Origin of the sequence: Limibacillus sp. MBR-115, from assembly GCF_040549425.1 — a bacterium.
Classification (GTDB): Bacteria; Pseudomonadota; Alphaproteobacteria; order Kiloniellales; family CECT-8803; genus Limibacillus; species Limibacillus halophilus.
On the sequence record NZ_JBEPTJ010000009.1, the window covers coordinates 74,690 to 91,115 of the forward strand.

18 protein-coding genes and 1 tRNA gene are annotated in these 16,426 nt (G+C 56.0%); all 19 read right to left on the reverse strand.

Features of this window, described 5'->3' with window-relative positions:
* Positions 1-4 precede the first annotated feature (4 nt).
* On the reverse strand, positions 5-1,933 hold the full coding sequence (gene nuoL / locus ABIE63_RS15870) for an NADH-quinone oxidoreductase subunit L (protein ID WP_354505890.1): 1,929 nt from the start codon (positions 1,931-1,933) through the stop codon (positions 5-7).
* 10 nt (positions 1,934-1,943) lie between these two features.
* Entirely contained in the window at positions 1,944-2,255 is a 312-nt protein-coding gene (nuoK, locus tag ABIE63_RS15875; protein WP_183416677.1) for an NADH-quinone oxidoreductase subunit NuoK, read from the reverse strand.
* A 1-nt stretch (position 2,256) separates the two neighbouring features.
* Positions 2,257-2,871 carry an NADH-quinone oxidoreductase subunit J gene (locus ABIE63_RS15880; RefSeq protein WP_183416676.1) on the reverse strand — a complete coding sequence of 205 codons (615 nt, stop codon included), beginning with the start codon at positions 2,869-2,871 and terminating at the stop codon, positions 2,257-2,259.
* Between the two features lie 103 nt (positions 2,872-2,974).
* Entirely contained in the window at positions 2,975-3,463 is a 489-nt protein-coding gene (gene nuoI / locus ABIE63_RS15885) for an NADH-quinone oxidoreductase subunit NuoI (RefSeq protein ID WP_183416675.1), read from the reverse strand.
* A gap of 21 nt (positions 3,464-3,484) precedes the next feature.
* Positions 3,485-4,495: an NADH-quinone oxidoreductase subunit NuoH gene (nuoH, locus tag ABIE63_RS15890; protein WP_354505895.1), complete on the reverse strand. Its 1,011-nt coding sequence runs from the start codon at positions 4,493-4,495 to the stop codon at positions 3,485-3,487.
* A complete protein-coding gene (nuoG, locus tag ABIE63_RS15895; protein WP_354505898.1) occupies positions 4,488-6,548 on the reverse strand; it encodes an NADH-quinone oxidoreductase subunit NuoG in 2,061 nt (686 codons plus the stop codon). Before nuoG ends, nuoH begins: the two co-directional genes overlap by 8 nt.
* 6 nt (positions 6,549-6,554) lie before the next feature.
* Positions 6,555-7,844 (reverse strand): NADH-quinone oxidoreductase subunit NuoF, encoded by a 1,290-nt coding sequence (nuoF, locus tag ABIE63_RS15900; RefSeq protein ID WP_354505901.1) that lies wholly within the window; start codon positions 7,842-7,844, stop codon positions 6,555-6,557.
* Positions 7,844-8,473, reverse strand: coding sequence for an NAD(P)H-dependent oxidoreductase subunit E (locus ABIE63_RS15905; RefSeq protein WP_354505904.1), 630 nt, complete (start codon positions 8,471-8,473; stop codon positions 7,844-7,846). Before ABIE63_RS15905 ends, nuoF begins: the two co-directional genes overlap by 1 nt.
* Positions 8,470-9,648 (reverse strand): NADH-quinone oxidoreductase subunit D, encoded by a 1,179-nt coding sequence (locus tag ABIE63_RS15910; protein WP_183416670.1) that lies wholly within the window; start codon positions 9,646-9,648, stop codon positions 8,470-8,472. The genes ABIE63_RS15905 and ABIE63_RS15910 overlap by 4 nt, the downstream gene beginning before the upstream one ends.
* On the reverse strand, positions 9,648-10,283 hold the full coding sequence (locus ABIE63_RS15915) for an NADH-quinone oxidoreductase subunit C (protein WP_183416669.1): 636 nt from the start codon (positions 10,281-10,283) through the stop codon (positions 9,648-9,650). The genes ABIE63_RS15910 and ABIE63_RS15915 overlap by 1 nt, the downstream gene beginning before the upstream one ends.
* A 32-nt stretch (positions 10,284-10,315) precedes the next feature.
* The gene (locus tag ABIE63_RS15920; protein ID WP_183416668.1) at positions 10,316-10,870 is read right to left on the reverse strand and encodes an NADH-quinone oxidoreductase subunit B family protein; all 555 of its coding nucleotides are present in this window, start codon (positions 10,868-10,870) and stop codon (positions 10,316-10,318) included.
* Positions 10,861-11,226, reverse strand: coding sequence for an NADH-quinone oxidoreductase subunit A (locus ABIE63_RS15925; protein ID WP_354505909.1), 366 nt, complete (start codon positions 11,224-11,226; stop codon positions 10,861-10,863). The genes ABIE63_RS15920 and ABIE63_RS15925 overlap by 10 nt, the downstream gene beginning before the upstream one ends.
* 236 nt (positions 11,227-11,462) lie before the next feature.
* Complete coding sequence (locus ABIE63_RS15930) at positions 11,463-12,341, reverse strand: sulfotransferase (protein WP_354505912.1); 879 nt, start codon at positions 12,339-12,341, stop codon at positions 11,463-11,465.
* 161 nt (positions 12,342-12,502) lie between these two features.
* A tRNA-Asp gene (locus tag ABIE63_RS15935) sits at positions 12,503-12,579 on the reverse strand.
* A 111-nt stretch (positions 12,580-12,690) separates the two neighbouring features.
* The gene (locus ABIE63_RS15940; RefSeq protein WP_354505915.1) at positions 12,691-13,212 is read right to left on the reverse strand and encodes a thermonuclease family protein; all 522 of its coding nucleotides are present in this window, start codon (positions 13,210-13,212) and stop codon (positions 12,691-12,693) included.
* A gap of 111 nt (positions 13,213-13,323) precedes the next feature.
* Positions 13,324-13,608: a DUF2160 domain-containing protein gene (locus ABIE63_RS15945; RefSeq protein WP_354505918.1), complete on the reverse strand. Its 285-nt coding sequence runs from the start codon at positions 13,606-13,608 to the stop codon at positions 13,324-13,326.
* A 25-nt stretch (positions 13,609-13,633) separates the two neighbouring features.
* Positions 13,634-14,434, reverse strand: coding sequence for a carbohydrate ABC transporter permease (locus tag ABIE63_RS15950; RefSeq protein WP_183416663.1), 801 nt, complete (start codon positions 14,432-14,434; stop codon positions 13,634-13,636).
* Positions 14,434-15,297 (reverse strand): carbohydrate ABC transporter permease, encoded by an 864-nt coding sequence (locus ABIE63_RS15955; RefSeq protein WP_183416662.1) that lies wholly within the window; start codon positions 15,295-15,297, stop codon positions 14,434-14,436. Before ABIE63_RS15955 ends, ABIE63_RS15950 begins: the two co-directional genes overlap by 1 nt.
* A gap of 10 nt (positions 15,298-15,307) precedes the next feature.
* Entirely contained in the window at positions 15,308-16,375 is a 1,068-nt protein-coding gene (locus tag ABIE63_RS15960) for an ABC transporter ATP-binding protein (protein WP_354505921.1), read from the reverse strand.
* Positions 16,376-16,426: the final 51 nt, after the last annotated feature.

A 16,426-nucleotide genomic window follows, 5' to 3' on the forward strand; every position in this document is an offset into this window, starting at 1 on the left:
CGCCTCATCCAATCCGAGTCAAGAGATACCAGCTAACCAGGAATACCACCCCGATCAGCATGGCAAAGGCATAGTGATAGACGTAACCGCTTTGAACCTTGGCCACGCGTTGCGCGATACCCCGAGCAACGCTCGCAACACCGTTGGGACCCAAACCATCGATCAACAGAACATCGCCTGTCTGCCACAGTCCTCGGCCCAAAGCTCTCGCCGGTCGTACGAAAAGAAAATCGTATAGCTCGTCGAAATACCATTTGTTGAGCAAGAACAGGTAAAGCGGGCGCGCTGCCGAAACGAACCGGGCAGGCAAGCCGGGCATTACGCTGTAGGCCAGATAAGCAGTGGCAATACCGGAAACCGCGACGACCAGCGGCAAGATCTTGACCCAGGTCGGAACGTGGTGCGCTTCTTCGATAACATCTTCAAGCGCAAGTATGGATGCACCCCAGAATGCTTCACGACCATCTCCGACGAACCAGTCATAGGCAACGTAACCCACCAAAACGGCACCGCTCGCCAGCACCATCAATGGGATCAACATCACCTTTGGCGATTCATGGGCATGCTCAAACACATGAGCGTCACCGCGGAACTTACCGTGGAAGGTCATGAGCAGAAGGCGCCAGGAATAGAACGCCGTCAGGAAGGCGGCGATCACGCCGGCCCAGAAAGCAAACTGCCCTGCCCCGGTATGCGCTGCGTAAGCCGCCTCCAAGATCATGTCCTTGGAGAAGAAACCTGCGAAAGGCGGAATACCGGCCAATGCCAACGAGCCGATCCACATCAACCCATAGGTATAGGGAATGGTCTTCCACAAACCGCCCATCTTGCGCATATCCTGCTCGTCGGACACCGCATGGATGACCGACCCAGCACCCAAGAAAAGTAATGCTTTGAAGAAAGCATGAGTTGCCAGGTGGAATATCGCCGCACCATAAGCCGACACACCAATCGCGAAGAACATGTAACCAAGCTGCGAACAGGTCGAATAGGCGATCACGCGCTTGATATCGTTCTGCGTCGTGCCGACAGTGGCTGCAAAGAAGGCCGTGCAGGCGCCGACAATGGTCACGACGGTCAGCGCATCAGGCGCATACTCGAAAATGGGCGAAAGCCGGACCAGCATGAAGACCCCTGCCGTCACCATGGTCGCTGCATGGATCAGGGCTGAAACGGGTGTCGGCCCCTCCATGGCATCGGGCAGCCAGGTATGTAGGCCAAGTTGCGCGGATTTACCCATGGCGCCGATGAAGAGCAACAAGCATATGATTGTGAGCGCATGGCCTTCAAACCCCAGGAAACCGAGTTGATGGTCGGCATACTGTGGGACGATCTGAAAGGCCTGTTCGAAATTGACCGTACCGAGCAACAAAAAGGCACCGGCAATGCCCAGGGCAAAACCGATATCACCAACCCGGTTGACCAAGAAAGCCTTTATTGCCGCGGCATTGGCGCTAGGACGCTCGTACCAGAAACCAATCAGCAGATAGGATGCGAGCCCCACGCCTTCCCAACCGAAGAACATCTGCACGAAATTATCGGCGGTCACCAGCATCAACATGAAAAATGTGAAGAGGCTGAGATAACTGAAAAAACGCGGCTTGGATTTGTCATGGCTCATGTAGCCAACAGAGTAGATATGGACCATGGCGGACACGACCGTGACCACCACGAGCATGACAGCTGAAAGCGTATCGATCCGCAGCGCCCAGGATGCCTCGAATGACCCGCTGTCAATCCAGGTGAAGAGCTCGACAAGACGCACCTTTTCGTCGCCGAAGGCTACAGAGGCAAAGGTGATGCAGGACAGCAGCGCAGCGAGCACCAGAAAACTGCAGGTCACAAGCTGTGCACCACGGTCACCGATACGCTTGTCGAAGAAACCCGCGATGATGGCGCCCAACAACGGCAAAAAGACGATCAGAAATTCCATGGCTAGCGCCTCAGCCCTTCATCATGTTGATGTCTTCAACCGCGATCGACCCACGGTTTCGGAAATAGACCACCAGAATGGCCAAACCGATCGCCGCTTCAGCAGCGGCAACCGTTAAGACAATCATGGTGAACACCTGACCGACCAGATCCCCCAGATGAGTGGAAAAAGCCACGAAGTTGATGTTAACAGCCAGCAACATCAGCTCGAGAGACATCAGAATGACGATGACGTTCTTGCGGTTCAGGAAAATGCCAAAAATCCCCAGGGTAAAAAGGATCGCCGCCAGCGTGAGGTAATGCGATAAGCCAATTTCCCACATATCACACCCCACTCCGACTTGGGACTTTCTTGACCTCCACGGAATCGCTGACTTTGCGCGAAACCTGTTGTGAGATCGACTGACGTCGCACGCCTTCGCGCTGGCGCAGGGTCAGTACGATGGCGCCGATCATGGCAACCAGCAGCACCAAGCCCGCAGCTTGGAAGAGGTAAATGTAGTCCGTGTAGAGGATACGCCCCAAGGCCCGGGTGTTACTGGCCTCGGACAAGGGCGGTATCGGCAGTTGCGCGACAGCGACCGCTTCCGGCGAAACAACCCACGCACCCAGTGCCAAGACCAACTCCAGCAGCAGGATCAGGCCTACAAGAGCTCCGATAGGCAGGTATTGAAGGAACCCCTGCCGCAACTCGACGATGTTGATATCCAACATCATCACGACGAAGAGGAACAACACCGCCACCGCGCCGACATATACAACAATCAGGATCATCCCCAAGAACTCGGCGCCCATCAGAACGAACAATCCGGCCGAGTTTACGAAGGCAAGGATTAGGAAAAGGACCGAATGCACGGGATTTCGCGCCGCAATTACCATTACGGCCGAGGCCACCGTGATCGCGGCGAAGAGATAAAAAACCAGGGCTTGTACGATCATGACCGGCTGCCCTTCCTCTCTCTCACGACAAACAAAATACCGTTCCTTTCCTAGTCACCGACCCATCCCTCGGGCCGGCCCATCTCTGTCATCTGGCTGCCGATCACCGATAGGGTGCATCCAGCGCCAGATTCTGAGCGATCTCCTGTTCCCAACGATCGCCATTTTCGAGAAGCTTTTCTTTGTTATAGAAAAGTTCTTCACGGTTCTCGGCGGCAAACTCGAAATTTGGCCCTTCGACAATAGCGTCTACCGGGCAAGCCTCCTGGCAAAGACCACAGTAAATGCACTTCGTCATGTCGATGTCGTAACGCGTCGTACGACGGCTGCCATCTTCGCGCGGCTCCGCCTCGATGGTGATTGCCAGCGCAGGACAAACCGCTTCGCAAAGCTTACAGGCGATACAGCGCTCCTCGCCGTTCGGATAACGGCGCAAGGCATGCTCCCCCCGGAATCGCGGGCTCAGCGGCCCCTTCTCGTGAGGATAGTTCAATGTCACCTTTGGCTTGAAGAAATACCGCAGGGTGAGCCACATCCCGGAGAGCAACTCCAACAGGAACAGCGATTTGACACTACGCTCTACAAAGGCCATTGGATCAAACCTCTTTCATCGTCATGCGGGCACCCAATCGAAAGCCACCAGTACGCCCGCCGTCAGCACGACCCAAATCAGCGATAGGGGCAAAAATACTTTCCATCCCAGGCGCATCAATTGGTCGTAACGATAGCGCGGGAAGGTAGCACGCACCCAAAGGAAGCAGAACAAAACCAAGGCAATCTTACCGGCGAACCAAATGGGCCCCGGAATCCAATTAAACGGCGCAATGTCCATGATCGGCAACCAACCGCCCAGAAACAGGATAGACACCATCGCACTCATCAGGATCATGTTCGCGTATTCGCCGAGGAAAAAGAGTGCGAAGCTCATCGCTGAGTACTCGACGAAATAGCCGGCCACCAATTCCGATTCGCCTTCCGGCAGGTCAAATGGCGCACGGTTCGTCTCCGCCAGCACGGACACGAAAAAAATCACGAACATCGGCAGCAGCGGTAAGGCAAACCAGACGGTTCGCTGTGCCTCCACGATCGCTGTCAGGTTCAACGAACCAACACACAGCAACACTGTGATAATGACGAAGCCCATGGAAACTTCGTAAGACACCATCTGCGCAGCCGAGCGGAGCGCGCCCAAGAAGGGGTATTTGGAGTTCGAGGCCCAACCGGCCATCAAAACGCCATAGATACCAAGGGAGGAGATCGCAAAAAGATAGAGGATACCGACGTTGATGTCGGCGATCACCAACCCCTCTCCGACGGGAATCACGGCCCATGCCACCATCGCCAGTGCAAAAGTCAGCATCGGCGCTGCCATGAACACAACCTTGTTCGCGCCGACCGGCAGAATCGTCTCTTTAAACAGCAATTTCACGCCATCGGCTAACGGCTGCAGCAAACCGAGCGGGCCGACGACGTTGGGGCCCTTGCGAAGCTGCATCGCTGCGATGACCTTGCGCTCGGCATAGGTCAGATAAGCGACGGCTACCAACAAAGGAACAACGATCGCCAGAATCTGCAGGACGATATAGATTGTCGGCCAGGCGTAGCCGCTCCAGAATTCACCCATGGGTCCCGGTCGCCTCCCCTGTCTTCCAGACGAAGGCCTCGCTACAGGCCGCCATGGTCTCTGACGATCTTGATATCGGGTCCGTCATGTAGAAATTCTCGATCGGTAGGCTGAAGGGCTCCTTGTTCACGGTCCCTGCTTTGCCAAACACACCCCAAGCCCCGGGAGCGATCTGATCAAGCGAACCGAAAACCGAATTCACTTCGATCATCCGTTGACGCAGTTGCCCAAGATTATCGTATGGCAAAGGCTCCCCAAGGCGTTCGGACAACGCGCGCAGTATTGTCCAGTCCTCGCGCGCTTGTCCGGGAGGAAACACCGTTAGACGGCCCAGTTGCACCCGGCCTTCGGTGTTCACATAGGTACCATTCTTCTCGGTGTAGGCCGCACCCGGCAGGATGACATCGGCGCGATGCGCCCCGGCGTCGCCATGGTGGCCTTGATAGACGGCGAACGCACTGCCCAATTGATCCGCCGGAATTTCGTCCGCACCCAACAGCCACACGGCCTTGACATCACCCGCCTTACAGCCTGCGAGGATACCTGTCAGGTCGCGGCCACCTTCGCCGGGCAAGAAGCCTATATCCAAACCGCCGACACGGCTGGCCGCGCGCTGCAGAACATTGAAGCCGTTCCAGTCGTCGCTCACCATGCCATAACGTTCGGCGACCTCCCGAACCAAAGCCAATAAGGCGTCGCCGTCAGCACGCGCCAACACGCCGGAACCCAGAACGATCATCGGGCGCTCGGCTTGATCGAGAACCTTGGCAAAATCACCCTTGCCCTTGGCAAGCGCGGCCAGAGCGCTCGGGTCCTCACCCAGGTGCGCATAGTCATATGTCAGATCGACTGCCGGTCCAATCAAACCGATCGGAAAGCGACCTTTCAAGAACCGCTTGCGGATGCGGGCATTAACCATGGCCGCTTCCCATCGCGGGTTGCTGCCCACGATCAAGCAAGCATCTGCCTCTTCAATCCCAGCGATCGAGGTATTGAAAATATAACTTCCGCGAGGGCCGTTACCGATCTTGGCACCGTCTTGTCGACAATCGATGTTGGTAGAGCCAAGACCGCTCATGAAATCCTTTAGAGCGAGCATGGATTCCACGTCACAAAGGTCCCCGGCAATAGCTGCCAGTTCATCACCACCCAAGCCCTTAAAGCCCTCAATGATCGCATCAAAGGCTTCGTCCCAGGTTGCTGGCTGCAGCTTTCCGTCGCGGCGGACATAGGGACGGTCGAGACGGCGCCTCTTGAGGCCATCAATGGCGTGCCGGGTCTTATCGTGAATCCACTCTTCGTTAATGCCCTCATGCAGGCGCGGCAGGACACGTAGAACTTCACGACCTCGGACATCGACACGAATGTTGGAGCCAACCGCATCCATAACATCAACGCTCTGCGTCTTGCGCAGTTCCCAAGGGCGCGCATGAAAAGCATAAGGGCGGCTGGTAAGCGCGCCCACCGGACAGACATCCACGACGTTGCCCGAAAGCTCCGAATTGACCGCTTGCTCCAAGCTGGTGATTTCAGCGTTTTCACCGCGGTTCAACAGCCCCATCTGCTCCACGCCGCCAATCTCCGTGGAGAAACGAACGCAGCGCGTGCAGTGAATGCAGCGGGTCATGATTGTTTTGATCAACGGCCCCATGTACTTCTCTGGAACCGACCGCTTGTTTTCCTCATATCGGCTGCGATCAAAGCCATATGCCATGGCTTGGTCCTGCAAATCGCACTCGCCGCCTTGATCGCAAATCGGGCAATCGAGCGGGTGGTTGATCAGCAGGAATTCCATCACACCCTTGCGGGCTTTCTTTACCTTTTCCGAATCGGTCCGGATGACCATGCCGTCACCAACCGGCATCGCGCAGGAGGCGATGGGCTTGGGAGCTTTTTCCATCTCAACCAGACACATGCGGCAGTTGCCCGCAATGGACAAGCGGTCGTGATAGCAAAAGCGCGGCACTTCCTTGCCCGCCATCTCGCAGGCCTGAAGGACCGTTACCCCTGCGGGGACCTCAATTTCAACGCCATCTACCGTGATTTTCGGCATGAAGCCCTACTCCGCCGCCGTCTGGCGGGCTTTCTTGTAATCGACAATTCGTTTTTCAAGTTCCGGCCGGAAATGCCTGATCAGCCCTTGAACCGGCCAAGCCGCGGCATCGCCCAGCGCGCAGATCGTGTGCCCTTCCACCTGATAGCTCACATCAAGCAGGCTATCGATTTCCGACACGTCAGCCCGACCTTCGACCATGCGCGTCATGACCCGGAACATCCAACCCGTACCTTCACGGCACGGTGTGCACTGACCGCAGGATTCATGCATGTAGAAGTGACTGAAACGCGCAATGGCTTCGACGATATCCGTCGACTTGTCCATCACCATCACAGCCGCCGTACCCAGACCGGACTTAACTTCACGCAGCGAATCGAAATCCATCAAAACGCTATCGCAAATATCCTTGGGGATGACCGGAACCGAAGAGCCCCCAGGCACCACCGCCAGCAGGTTGTCCCAACCGCCCCGCACGCCGCCAGCGTGCTTTTCGATCAACTCCTTGAGCGGAATCCCCATTTCCTCTTCGACATTGCACGGTTGATTCACGTGACCGGATATCGAGAAAATCTTGGTGCCGGTATTGTTCGGCCGTCCCAAACCGCTCCACCACTCAGCGCCGCGCCGCAAAATGGTCGGCGCAACGGCGATGGTTTCAACATTGTTGACCGTCGAAGGACAGCCATAGAGCCCAACCGCCGCCGGGAACGGCGGTTTCAATCGTGGCTGACCTTTCTTGCCTTCGAGAGATTCGATTAACGCAGTTTCCTCGCCACAGATATATGCGCCCGCACCGCGATGTATTTCGATATCGAATTCATAGCCGGAACCGCAGGCGTTCTTACCTAGCAAGCCGGCAGAGCGCGCCTCCGCCACGGCCGCCTCAAGCCTGCACCAAGGCTCCCAGTATTCGCCGCGGACGTAGATGTAGGCTTTTGCGCAGCGCATCGCGAAACCGGCAACAAGACAGCCTTCCAACAGCATGTGCGGGTCATTGCGCATGATCTCGCGGTCCTTGCAGGACCCAGGCTCGGATTCATCGGCGTTGACCACCAGATAGCTCGGGCGCCCGTCACTCTGCTTGGGCATGAAAGACCACTTGAGACCGGTCGGAAAGCCTGCGCCCCCGCGCCCACGCAGTCCGGATGCTTTGATTTGTTCGACGATTCCTTCCGGCCCCAAATCAAGCAACTTCTTGGTCTGGTCCCAGATGCCGCGTTTCTGCGCGCCCTTCAAGCCCCAGTCCTGCTGTCCATAGAGGTTCAAAAATACGCGGTCTTTATCGGAAAGCATCAGGCGCCCTCCTTCCCGAAAGTAGCTTGCAAGGTCGTTGGGCCACCTTCAGGCACCGACGCCAACCGCCCTTTTTGAGACCCTGGCTGTACCGTCTCGTCACGCTTTAATGCAGCGACAATTTCTTGTGCCCGTTCGGGTGTCAGGTCTTCGTAGTAATCACGGTCGTTCACCTGAAACATCGGCGCATTACAACAAGCACCCAGACACTCGACCTCACGGACCGTCACCATTCCGTCGCTGCTGGTTTCGCCCAGGTGCGTTGTGCCCGCAGCCTCCAAACAAGCTTTGGCAATAGCGTCCGAGCCATTGAGCCAACAATGCGTCGTCCGGCAAACCTGGACGAGGTGCTTGCCGACCGGTTTGCGGTTGAACATCGTGTAGAAGCTGGCGACTTCATAGACCCGGATCGGTGCCATCTCCAAAAGCTCGGCAACGTATTCGATACAGGCGTCAGAAACCCAATTGCCGTTTTGTACCTGCGCAAGGTAGAGCAAATAAATTACGGCGCTGGCCTGCCGCCCTTCCGGGTAACGCGCCATGTAATCCTTGGCCTTGGCGAGATTCTCCGAAGAGAACACAAAGCCGTTCGTTTTGGGCGCCGGGTAGGAGGTAATCTTGAGGTTCATCGGTCTACCTCCCCAAAAACAATATCCATAGCACCCAAAATGGCCACCGAGTCCGCCAGCATGTGGCCCTTGCACATAAAATCCATCGCTTGAAGGTGTGCAAATCCGGGTGCCCTGATTTTGCATCGGTAGGGTTTGTTCGAGCCGTCCGACACCAGGAACACCGCAAATTCACCTTTCGGCGCCTCGACCGCCGTATAGGTTTCACCGGGAGGGACGTGATAGCCCTCGGTATAGAGCTTGAAGTGATGGATCAAGGCCTCCATGGAACGTTTCATCTCCCCGCGCTTGGGGGGCACGATCTTGTTATCGGTAACCGAAACCGGTCCATCAGGCATTTTTTCCAGACATTGCACGATAATTCGGTGGCTCTGGCGCATTTCTTCCATGCGAACCAGGTAACGATCGAAGCAGTCGCCGTTCTTGCCGACCGGAATATCAAAATCCAAGTCTTCATAGCACTCATAGGGTTGCGATTTTCGAAGATCCCAGGCCACGCCCGAACCTCGCAGCATCGGTCCGCTAAAGCCCCAAGCATAGCAATCGTCCGCGGTAACCACCCCGATATCGACGGTCCGCTGGCGGAATATACGGTTGTCGGTCAACAGATCCTCGACATCGTCCAGCAATTTCTCGAACCCTTTGGACCAGGTCGCAATATCGGCCAGCAAACTGGCAGGCAGGTCTTGATGCACGCCACCCGGACGGAAATAGGCGGCGTGAAGTCTCGCTCCCGATGCCCGCTCGTAGAACTCCATGAGCTTTTCACGTTCTTCGAACATCCAGAGAATCGGCGTCATAGCGCCAACGTCCAGCGCGAAAGTCGCGACGTTCAGCAGGTGATTCAAAATCCTTGAAATCTCGCAGTACAGCACGCGGACGTACTGCCCTCTCAGCGGCACTTCGATCCCTAGCAGTTTCTCGGTTGCCAGACTAAAGGCGTGTTCTTGCGACATCGGTGCGACATAGTCCAACCGATCAAAATACGGCACCGCCTGAAGGTAGGTTTTGTATTCGATGAGCTTTTCGGTCCCCCGGTGCAACAATCCGATGTGAGGATCGGCGCGCTCGATGACTTCACCGTCCATTTCCAGAACAAGACGCAATACGCCGTGCGCTGCGGGGTGTTGAGGACCGAAATTAAGCGTGAAGGGGCGGATTTTAGTTTCAGCCATCAGGATGCCCCCTCCTTACCGGATTTGCTCGCGGCCGGCTTCTCCGCCTTTTCATCACCGGGCAAGCGCAACATTCCCTCCCATGGACTCACAAAATCGAAGGTACGGAAATCCTGAACCAACTTGACGGGTTCGTAGACAACCCGCTTTTGCGTTTCGTCGTAGCGTAATTCGACATGGCCGGTCAGCGGGAAATCCTTGCGCAAAGGATGGCCTTCAAATCCATAATCCGTGAGGATGCGGCGCAAGTCCGGGTGGTTATCAAAATAAATACCAAAGAGGTCCCATACTTCTCGCTCGAACCAATTCGCGCCGGGATAAAGCGGTGTCAGCGAAGGCACGGACTCTTCATCGCCCACGGCAAGTTTGACGCGCAGCCGCATGTTGTGGGCAAAGGACAACAGGTTGTAGACGAGCTCGAAACGTTGTTCACGGGCCGGGTAGTCGACCGCAGTGATGTCGGAAATCTGCTTGAATTTGCAGTTCTGATCATCGCGCAGGAAGCTCATCAGCTTAACCAGCCCGTCCTTACCGGTCCAAATCACCAGCTCGTCGTATGCAATTTCGCTGCGCAAGACCTCACGAGGCCTGCTCGCCTCAAGGTAATCTGCCAGCTCTTTCAAGGCTTCTAGCATGAAAGCCCTTCTCATTTCCCGGGTTGAAACGATTAGCGGGACAGGCCGCCCTGCCGACGTATCTTCTTCTGCAACTGTAATACGCCATAGAGCAGCGCCTCGGCGGTTGGCGGACAGCCGGGTACGTAAATATCAACAGGTACGATTCGGTCACATCCACGCACAACAGAGTAGGAATAGTGGTAATACCCCCCTCCATTGGCGCAGGAGCCCATCGAAATCACATAACGCGGTTCGGCCATCTGGTCGTAGACCTTGCGCAGTGCGGGCGCCATCTTATTACACAAAGTGCCGGCCACGATCATCACATCCGACTGCCGCGGGCTCGGTCTGAACACCATCCCGAATCGATCCAGATCATACCGACTACAGGCGGTATGCATCATTTCCACGGCGCAACAGGCCAACCCAAAGGTCATGGGCCAAAGCGACCCGGATTGCGCCCAAGCAGCCAGCTTGTCCAGTTGCGCGACGACGAACCCTTTGTCTTCCAACTCGTTGGTCACGGTCTTTAAAAGGGCATCCTGTTGGACGCCGGGAGCCAAGGGCGCTTCATTTGCAGCCACGACGGGGATTTTCACTCCCATTCCAACGCTCCCTTTTTCCACTCGTAGACAAACCCGATCGTCAAAACGCCGAGAAAAATCACCATCGACCAGAACCCAAAGACACCAATTTCGCCAAGGCTCACTGCCCAGGGAAACAGAAAAGCGATTTCAAGATCGAATATAATGAATAGCAATGTGACGAGGTAGAACCTCACATCAAAACGGCTCCGCGCATCGTCGAAAGCTTCGAATCCGGATTCGTAGGCCGACAGTTTCTCCGCGTCGGGCCGTTGCGGCGCAACGACGTATGAAGCACCCACCATCACAGCGGCAAGCCCAATGGCTATTCCGATGAAAATCAATACCGGCAGATATTCGACCAAGAACTCATTCATTCCATTGCTCCAACGGCCCGTGCGGTGACCAAGGCGCCACAGGGAATAGCCAAGTTCGGCGCCTCCGTCCAGAGGCGATCCAAGGCGGCCCCACTCTTGCTAGACTAAGGCTTCACACGACGGTGTGCCATAGTTCCCGCGGCGCCGACTATAGCGACGTGCGACAGCGCTGCAAGGCGCAAAGAGAGAAAATTTTATGCCCCGACCCTATGACCCGAAGCGGAGCCGAGGAGCGGCTAGTCGGGCAAAGCGGTGTTATAATCTTGCAGCCACTGTGCGGGAGGCTCGCCTGCCATATGCGAAAATACATAATCATAGACTGGCCTTAGCTCCTGAACGGCGGCACGACGAAGCTTTTCAGGCATTTCCATTGCAGGGCTCGTATTGACCTTGCGCGCTTGCCAAGTCTCCAATTCCTGCGTTGGAATTGGCCTCAGGTTCAAAAACTCAAAGAGCGCTCGAACAGCGTCCGGCAGATTGGTAATTCTCTCATAATATTCAATGAAGCAGCGATCCCGCCCTGTCGCGAGCAACATCTTGCGTAGGACCGCCGGATAATCGCTCTTCACCGCAAAAGAACCTCGGCGAAGGGCGGCAAAGGGATCAGTAAATCTGCTCAAGCGGCGACCGGACTTTTCCGCTCTATCGGCATGGAACCTAAACTGGCTCCAAAAACGGTCCACAGGATTGCGAAGGATGAACATCATTCGGGTGTCCGGGTAAACCCGCGCCATTTCATCGAACGCTGTTTGAGGCAGCACGCTGTAGTTTGGCGTTTTCTCCCCACAAACCTTGTAGCCATTGCCAAAGCGCTCAAAAAACGCCCGGTAGGCGTCGTCGGAATCGGCGTCGATCAGCATCTCTATCTGATCCCGTAGCTCAACTATGCTGGCCACATTCTCCGGAGAGGCTGCTTCCGCCTTTGCGAGACGCTGCTCCACATACCCCAGGCGACGGTATAAGGTTTCATTCTTGTCATAAAACCCGTGTTTAGTGTCGAAGTAGTGAATTTCCTGAGTGGCAGGCATAAAGACGTCGGGGTGTGCGGAAAGCACACGACCGAGCCAACTCGTTCCCGCTTTCTGAGCTCCTAGCAGTACGAAGAAAGTATCCAACGCCCCCCCGACTTTCCGGCGCTTCTTATATTGTTATGCGCCATCGATAGACCTGTACCACAACGGAGCCGCCAATTGAAGAAAGCTACGCCGGCCATATGCCGTCTTTCACGAAAACGCCTACGCGGAACGACTGGGGATTGGATCTTGTCGAGGGAAAGTGGCGGGAGTGACGGGACTCGAACCCGCGGCCTCTGGCGTGACAGGCCAGCGCTCTAACCGACTGAGCTACACCCCCTTACTTTGAAGGGCGCGCCGCTCTGCCGCGGCGCAGGCGTGGTCTACTCTAGCCCCCCACCCCTGTCAAGCAACTAGGGGCAATTTCCCGGAGGCTTTTTTTCACACTGCCCTATACCCCCTCCAATGAAGGCAACCAATCTGGCTCGAATCGTCCGTTCCACATACCACGCCGATCCTTGCGGGCTCCTGCTTCAAGCCTGCGAAGAGGTTGCAAGGTGCGCGGCCAAGCGATCGCCCAGCCCGTGTAGACCATGCCTTCCGAAAGATCATATCCCTGAATACTGCAGCGGGCATATTGTAGCCCCGCATCATCGGTCCCAGGTGCGATTCGACAATGCGCCGTCGCACCCGCCGTCAGGTCCATCAATGCCGTTTGAGCTATCAAACCGCAGTCAAAACGCTTACCGCCAGGTCTAATGCAACGCTGTCCGACCGGCGGAGCCAGAATCCCTACAAGCGCAAGTGCGTGGCCCTCAATCCGCAAGACTTCCGCTCTGACCACAGATACCTCGCCTGAAATAACCCTACCGACCTCCAGTGGCGGCTCGCCCGGCTGTCTCTCGGCATTCGGCACGGCGCACCCTGCAAGCGCGAGTAGGAATATCAGAAAGGACCAACTGAATAGCAACAAGGGGTGGGACTCCGCTCGACCATCAAGCTGAGAGACTATGGTATTCCACAGGGGACGGCAGCCTCCGGCTTCATCAAGTGAAAACACAGTTGCGTGAAACTAAAGACGATTTCAGACCCAACGGAACACTGCGAAGGCAAGCAGAATAGAAAGTGCCAAAGGCGCCCAAAGCGGCGTACCCATTACCCATAACCAACCGAGGAAGACATAGGCAGCGCCGATCAGGGAAATGAACAACCGATCCCCGCGGGTGGTTTCCAGCCCAAGCACGCCTCGGCGCGGCGTGCCCCCGGGAACGTAATGCTCCCACACCGCCATGCCGGCGAGGCAACAGACGATAAAGACGAAAAACGCCGCAGTGGGAAGGGTCCAGGCCATCCAGGAAAGTGAAAACATCGCTCTAGCCTCCCCGCTCTCTTGCCTAAACCCGCCCGAGGGCAAAGCCCTTGGCAATGTAGTTGCGGACGAAATAGATAACAAACGCGCCCGGCACGATGGTTAGAGCGCCTGCCGCAGCCAGTAATCCCAATTCATACCCGGAGGTGCTGGCCGTTCGTGTCATCGTGGCCGCTATAGGTTTAGCTGCCACAGACGTCAGGGTTTTTGCCAAAAGCAGTTCTACCCAGGAGAACATGAAGCAGAAGAAAGCGGCGACACCAATCCCGGCAGTGATCGTCGGCACGAAAATTTTAAAGAAAAAGCGCCAGAAGGAGTACCCGTCGACGTAAGCCGTTTCGTCCAGCTCCTTGGGCACTCCCGACATGAACCCCTCGAGAATCCACACGGCAAGAGGAATGTTGAAAAGGGCATGAGCCAGGGCGACGGCGATATGCGTATCGAATAAGCCGACAGCCGAATACAGTTGGAAAAATGGCAGGGCAAAAACTGCCGGAGGGGCCATGCGGTTAGTCAGGAGCCAGAAGAACAGGTGCTTGTCGCCGAGGAACCGGTACCGTGAAAAGGCGTAGGCCGCCGGCAGCGCCACCGAGACCGAAATCACCGTGTTCAGGCCGACATACAGAATTGAATTGATGTAGCCGTTGTACCAGGTCGGATCGGTGAAAATTTTAATGTAATTCTCTAGCGTGAACTCCTGCGGCCAGAGCGAGAATCCGCCCAGAATCTCGTTCGTTGTTTTGAACGACATGTTGAGCAGCCAATAGATTGGCAGCATCAGAAAGAAGATGTAGAGCGTCGGCACAAGCCAGGTAAAACGTCTCATCACTGCTCCTCATTCCGCATCATCAGGGTATAGAAAACCCAACTCAGCAGCAGGATAATCAGGAAGTAGATAAGCGACATCGCGGCCGCTGGGCCAAGATCGAACTGCCCCAAAGCAATCTTCACCAGATCAATGGATAGGAACGTCGTTGCGTTGCCCGGACCGCCGCCGGTCAATACGAAAGGCTCGGTGTAAATCATGAAGCTGTCCATGAAGCGCAGCAGTACGGCGATCGTTAGGACACGTTTCATTTTTGGGAGCTGAATATAACGAAATACCGCCCAGGCATGGGCGCCATCAATCTTGGCCGCTTGATAGTAGGCATCGGGGATTGAAATCAGTCCTGCATAGGCCAGCAACACGACCAAGGACGTCCAGTGCCAAACATCCATCAGGACCACGGTTGCCCAGGCCGCCAATGGGTCCTGGGTATAATTGTAATCGAATCCCAGTGCGTTGATGGAGCGGCCCAGTAGGCCGATATCCGGCAAAGCGAAGATATTCCAGATAGCGCCGACCACGTTCCAGGGGATCAGCAGCGGTAGCGCCATCAAGACCAAGCAGACAGACACCCATGGGCCTTTACGCGGCATGGCGAGCGCGATTGCGACCCCCAAAGGGATCTGGATAACCAGAATGATGCCGGTAAAAAGGAGTTGGCGCAAAAGCGCGTCATGGAATCGGTCGGAATGGAGAATCTGCTCGTACCACGTGACCCCTTCCCAGAAGAAAATATTGTCGCCAAAGGTCTCTTGAACCGAATAATTCACCACCGTCATCAAAGGGATGATGGCATTGAAGGCCACCAGCAACACGACAGGCAGCACAAAGAACCAAGCCTTTTGATTAACGGTTTTCTTCATCGGCTACGCCTCATGACTGCACCCATCCGTCCGCGTAAATCCAGGTATGGCCGGGATCAAAACGAACAGCCGCTTTCTCGGAGGGAATTCTCTCGCCCTCCTGAAGCAACAGCTTGATGACTACATCGCGGTGTCGGGTCTCCACCACGCTGTAGCGGCCCGCATCGCTGACTTTGATAACCTCCACCGGAATGCCTTCTTCGGCGAAGGAAACGAACTCCGGCCTTACGCCGATCTCAAGCGCCGCCACATCCGTTGTGGCAAGCGCCCCGGACCCGGTTTCGATACTATGCCCAAAGAACTGCGGCCTGCCGTTGTCCAGTTCACAGGGCAAAAGGTTCATGCCGGGAGAACCGATGAAATGCCCGACAAAGGTATGGCGGGGCCGCTCGAAAAGTTCGACCGGCGTGCCGAACTGCACGACCCTTCCCTCGTGCATCACCACCACTTGATCGGCAAATGTCAAAGCCTCGGTCTGATCGTGGGTCACATAGATCATGGTTGCGCCGACTTCCTGATGAAGTTCCTTCAATTTCGAGCGCAGGAGCCACTTTAAGTGAGGATCGATAACCGTCAGTGGTTCGTCGAACATGATTGCGCTCACGTCAGCGCGAACCAATCCGCGGCCAAGCGAAATCTTTTGCTTGCCGTCTGCCGTCAACCCGGAAGCCCGCCGCGCCAGCATCTCCGTTAGGTCCAACATGGCCGCTATCTCACGAACCCGGCTATCAACCTCGGGTGCGGCTACGCCCCTGTTGCGCAGAGGAAAAGCCAAGTTGTCGTATACCGTCATCGTGTCGTAGATCACCGGAAACTGAAACACCTGGGCTATGTTTCGTTCGTCTGTCGGTAAATCAGTCACGTCACGCTCGCCAAAGAAAACCCGACCTTCCGTCGGTCGCACCAGCCCCGAGATTATGTTGAGCAAGGTGGTTTTACCGCAGCCTGATGGCCCAAGAAGGGCATAGGCCCCTCCGTCTTCCCAACGCATGTCGACCTGCTTGAGTGCCCAATCGTCCTCTGCATCGGGCTGCTTCACATAACTGTGTCTCAGGTCCTGCAGTTCGAGCATCGCCATTAGAACGCCTCCCTACCTTGCGATGCGAAACAAGAAACGCTCTTTTCCAGG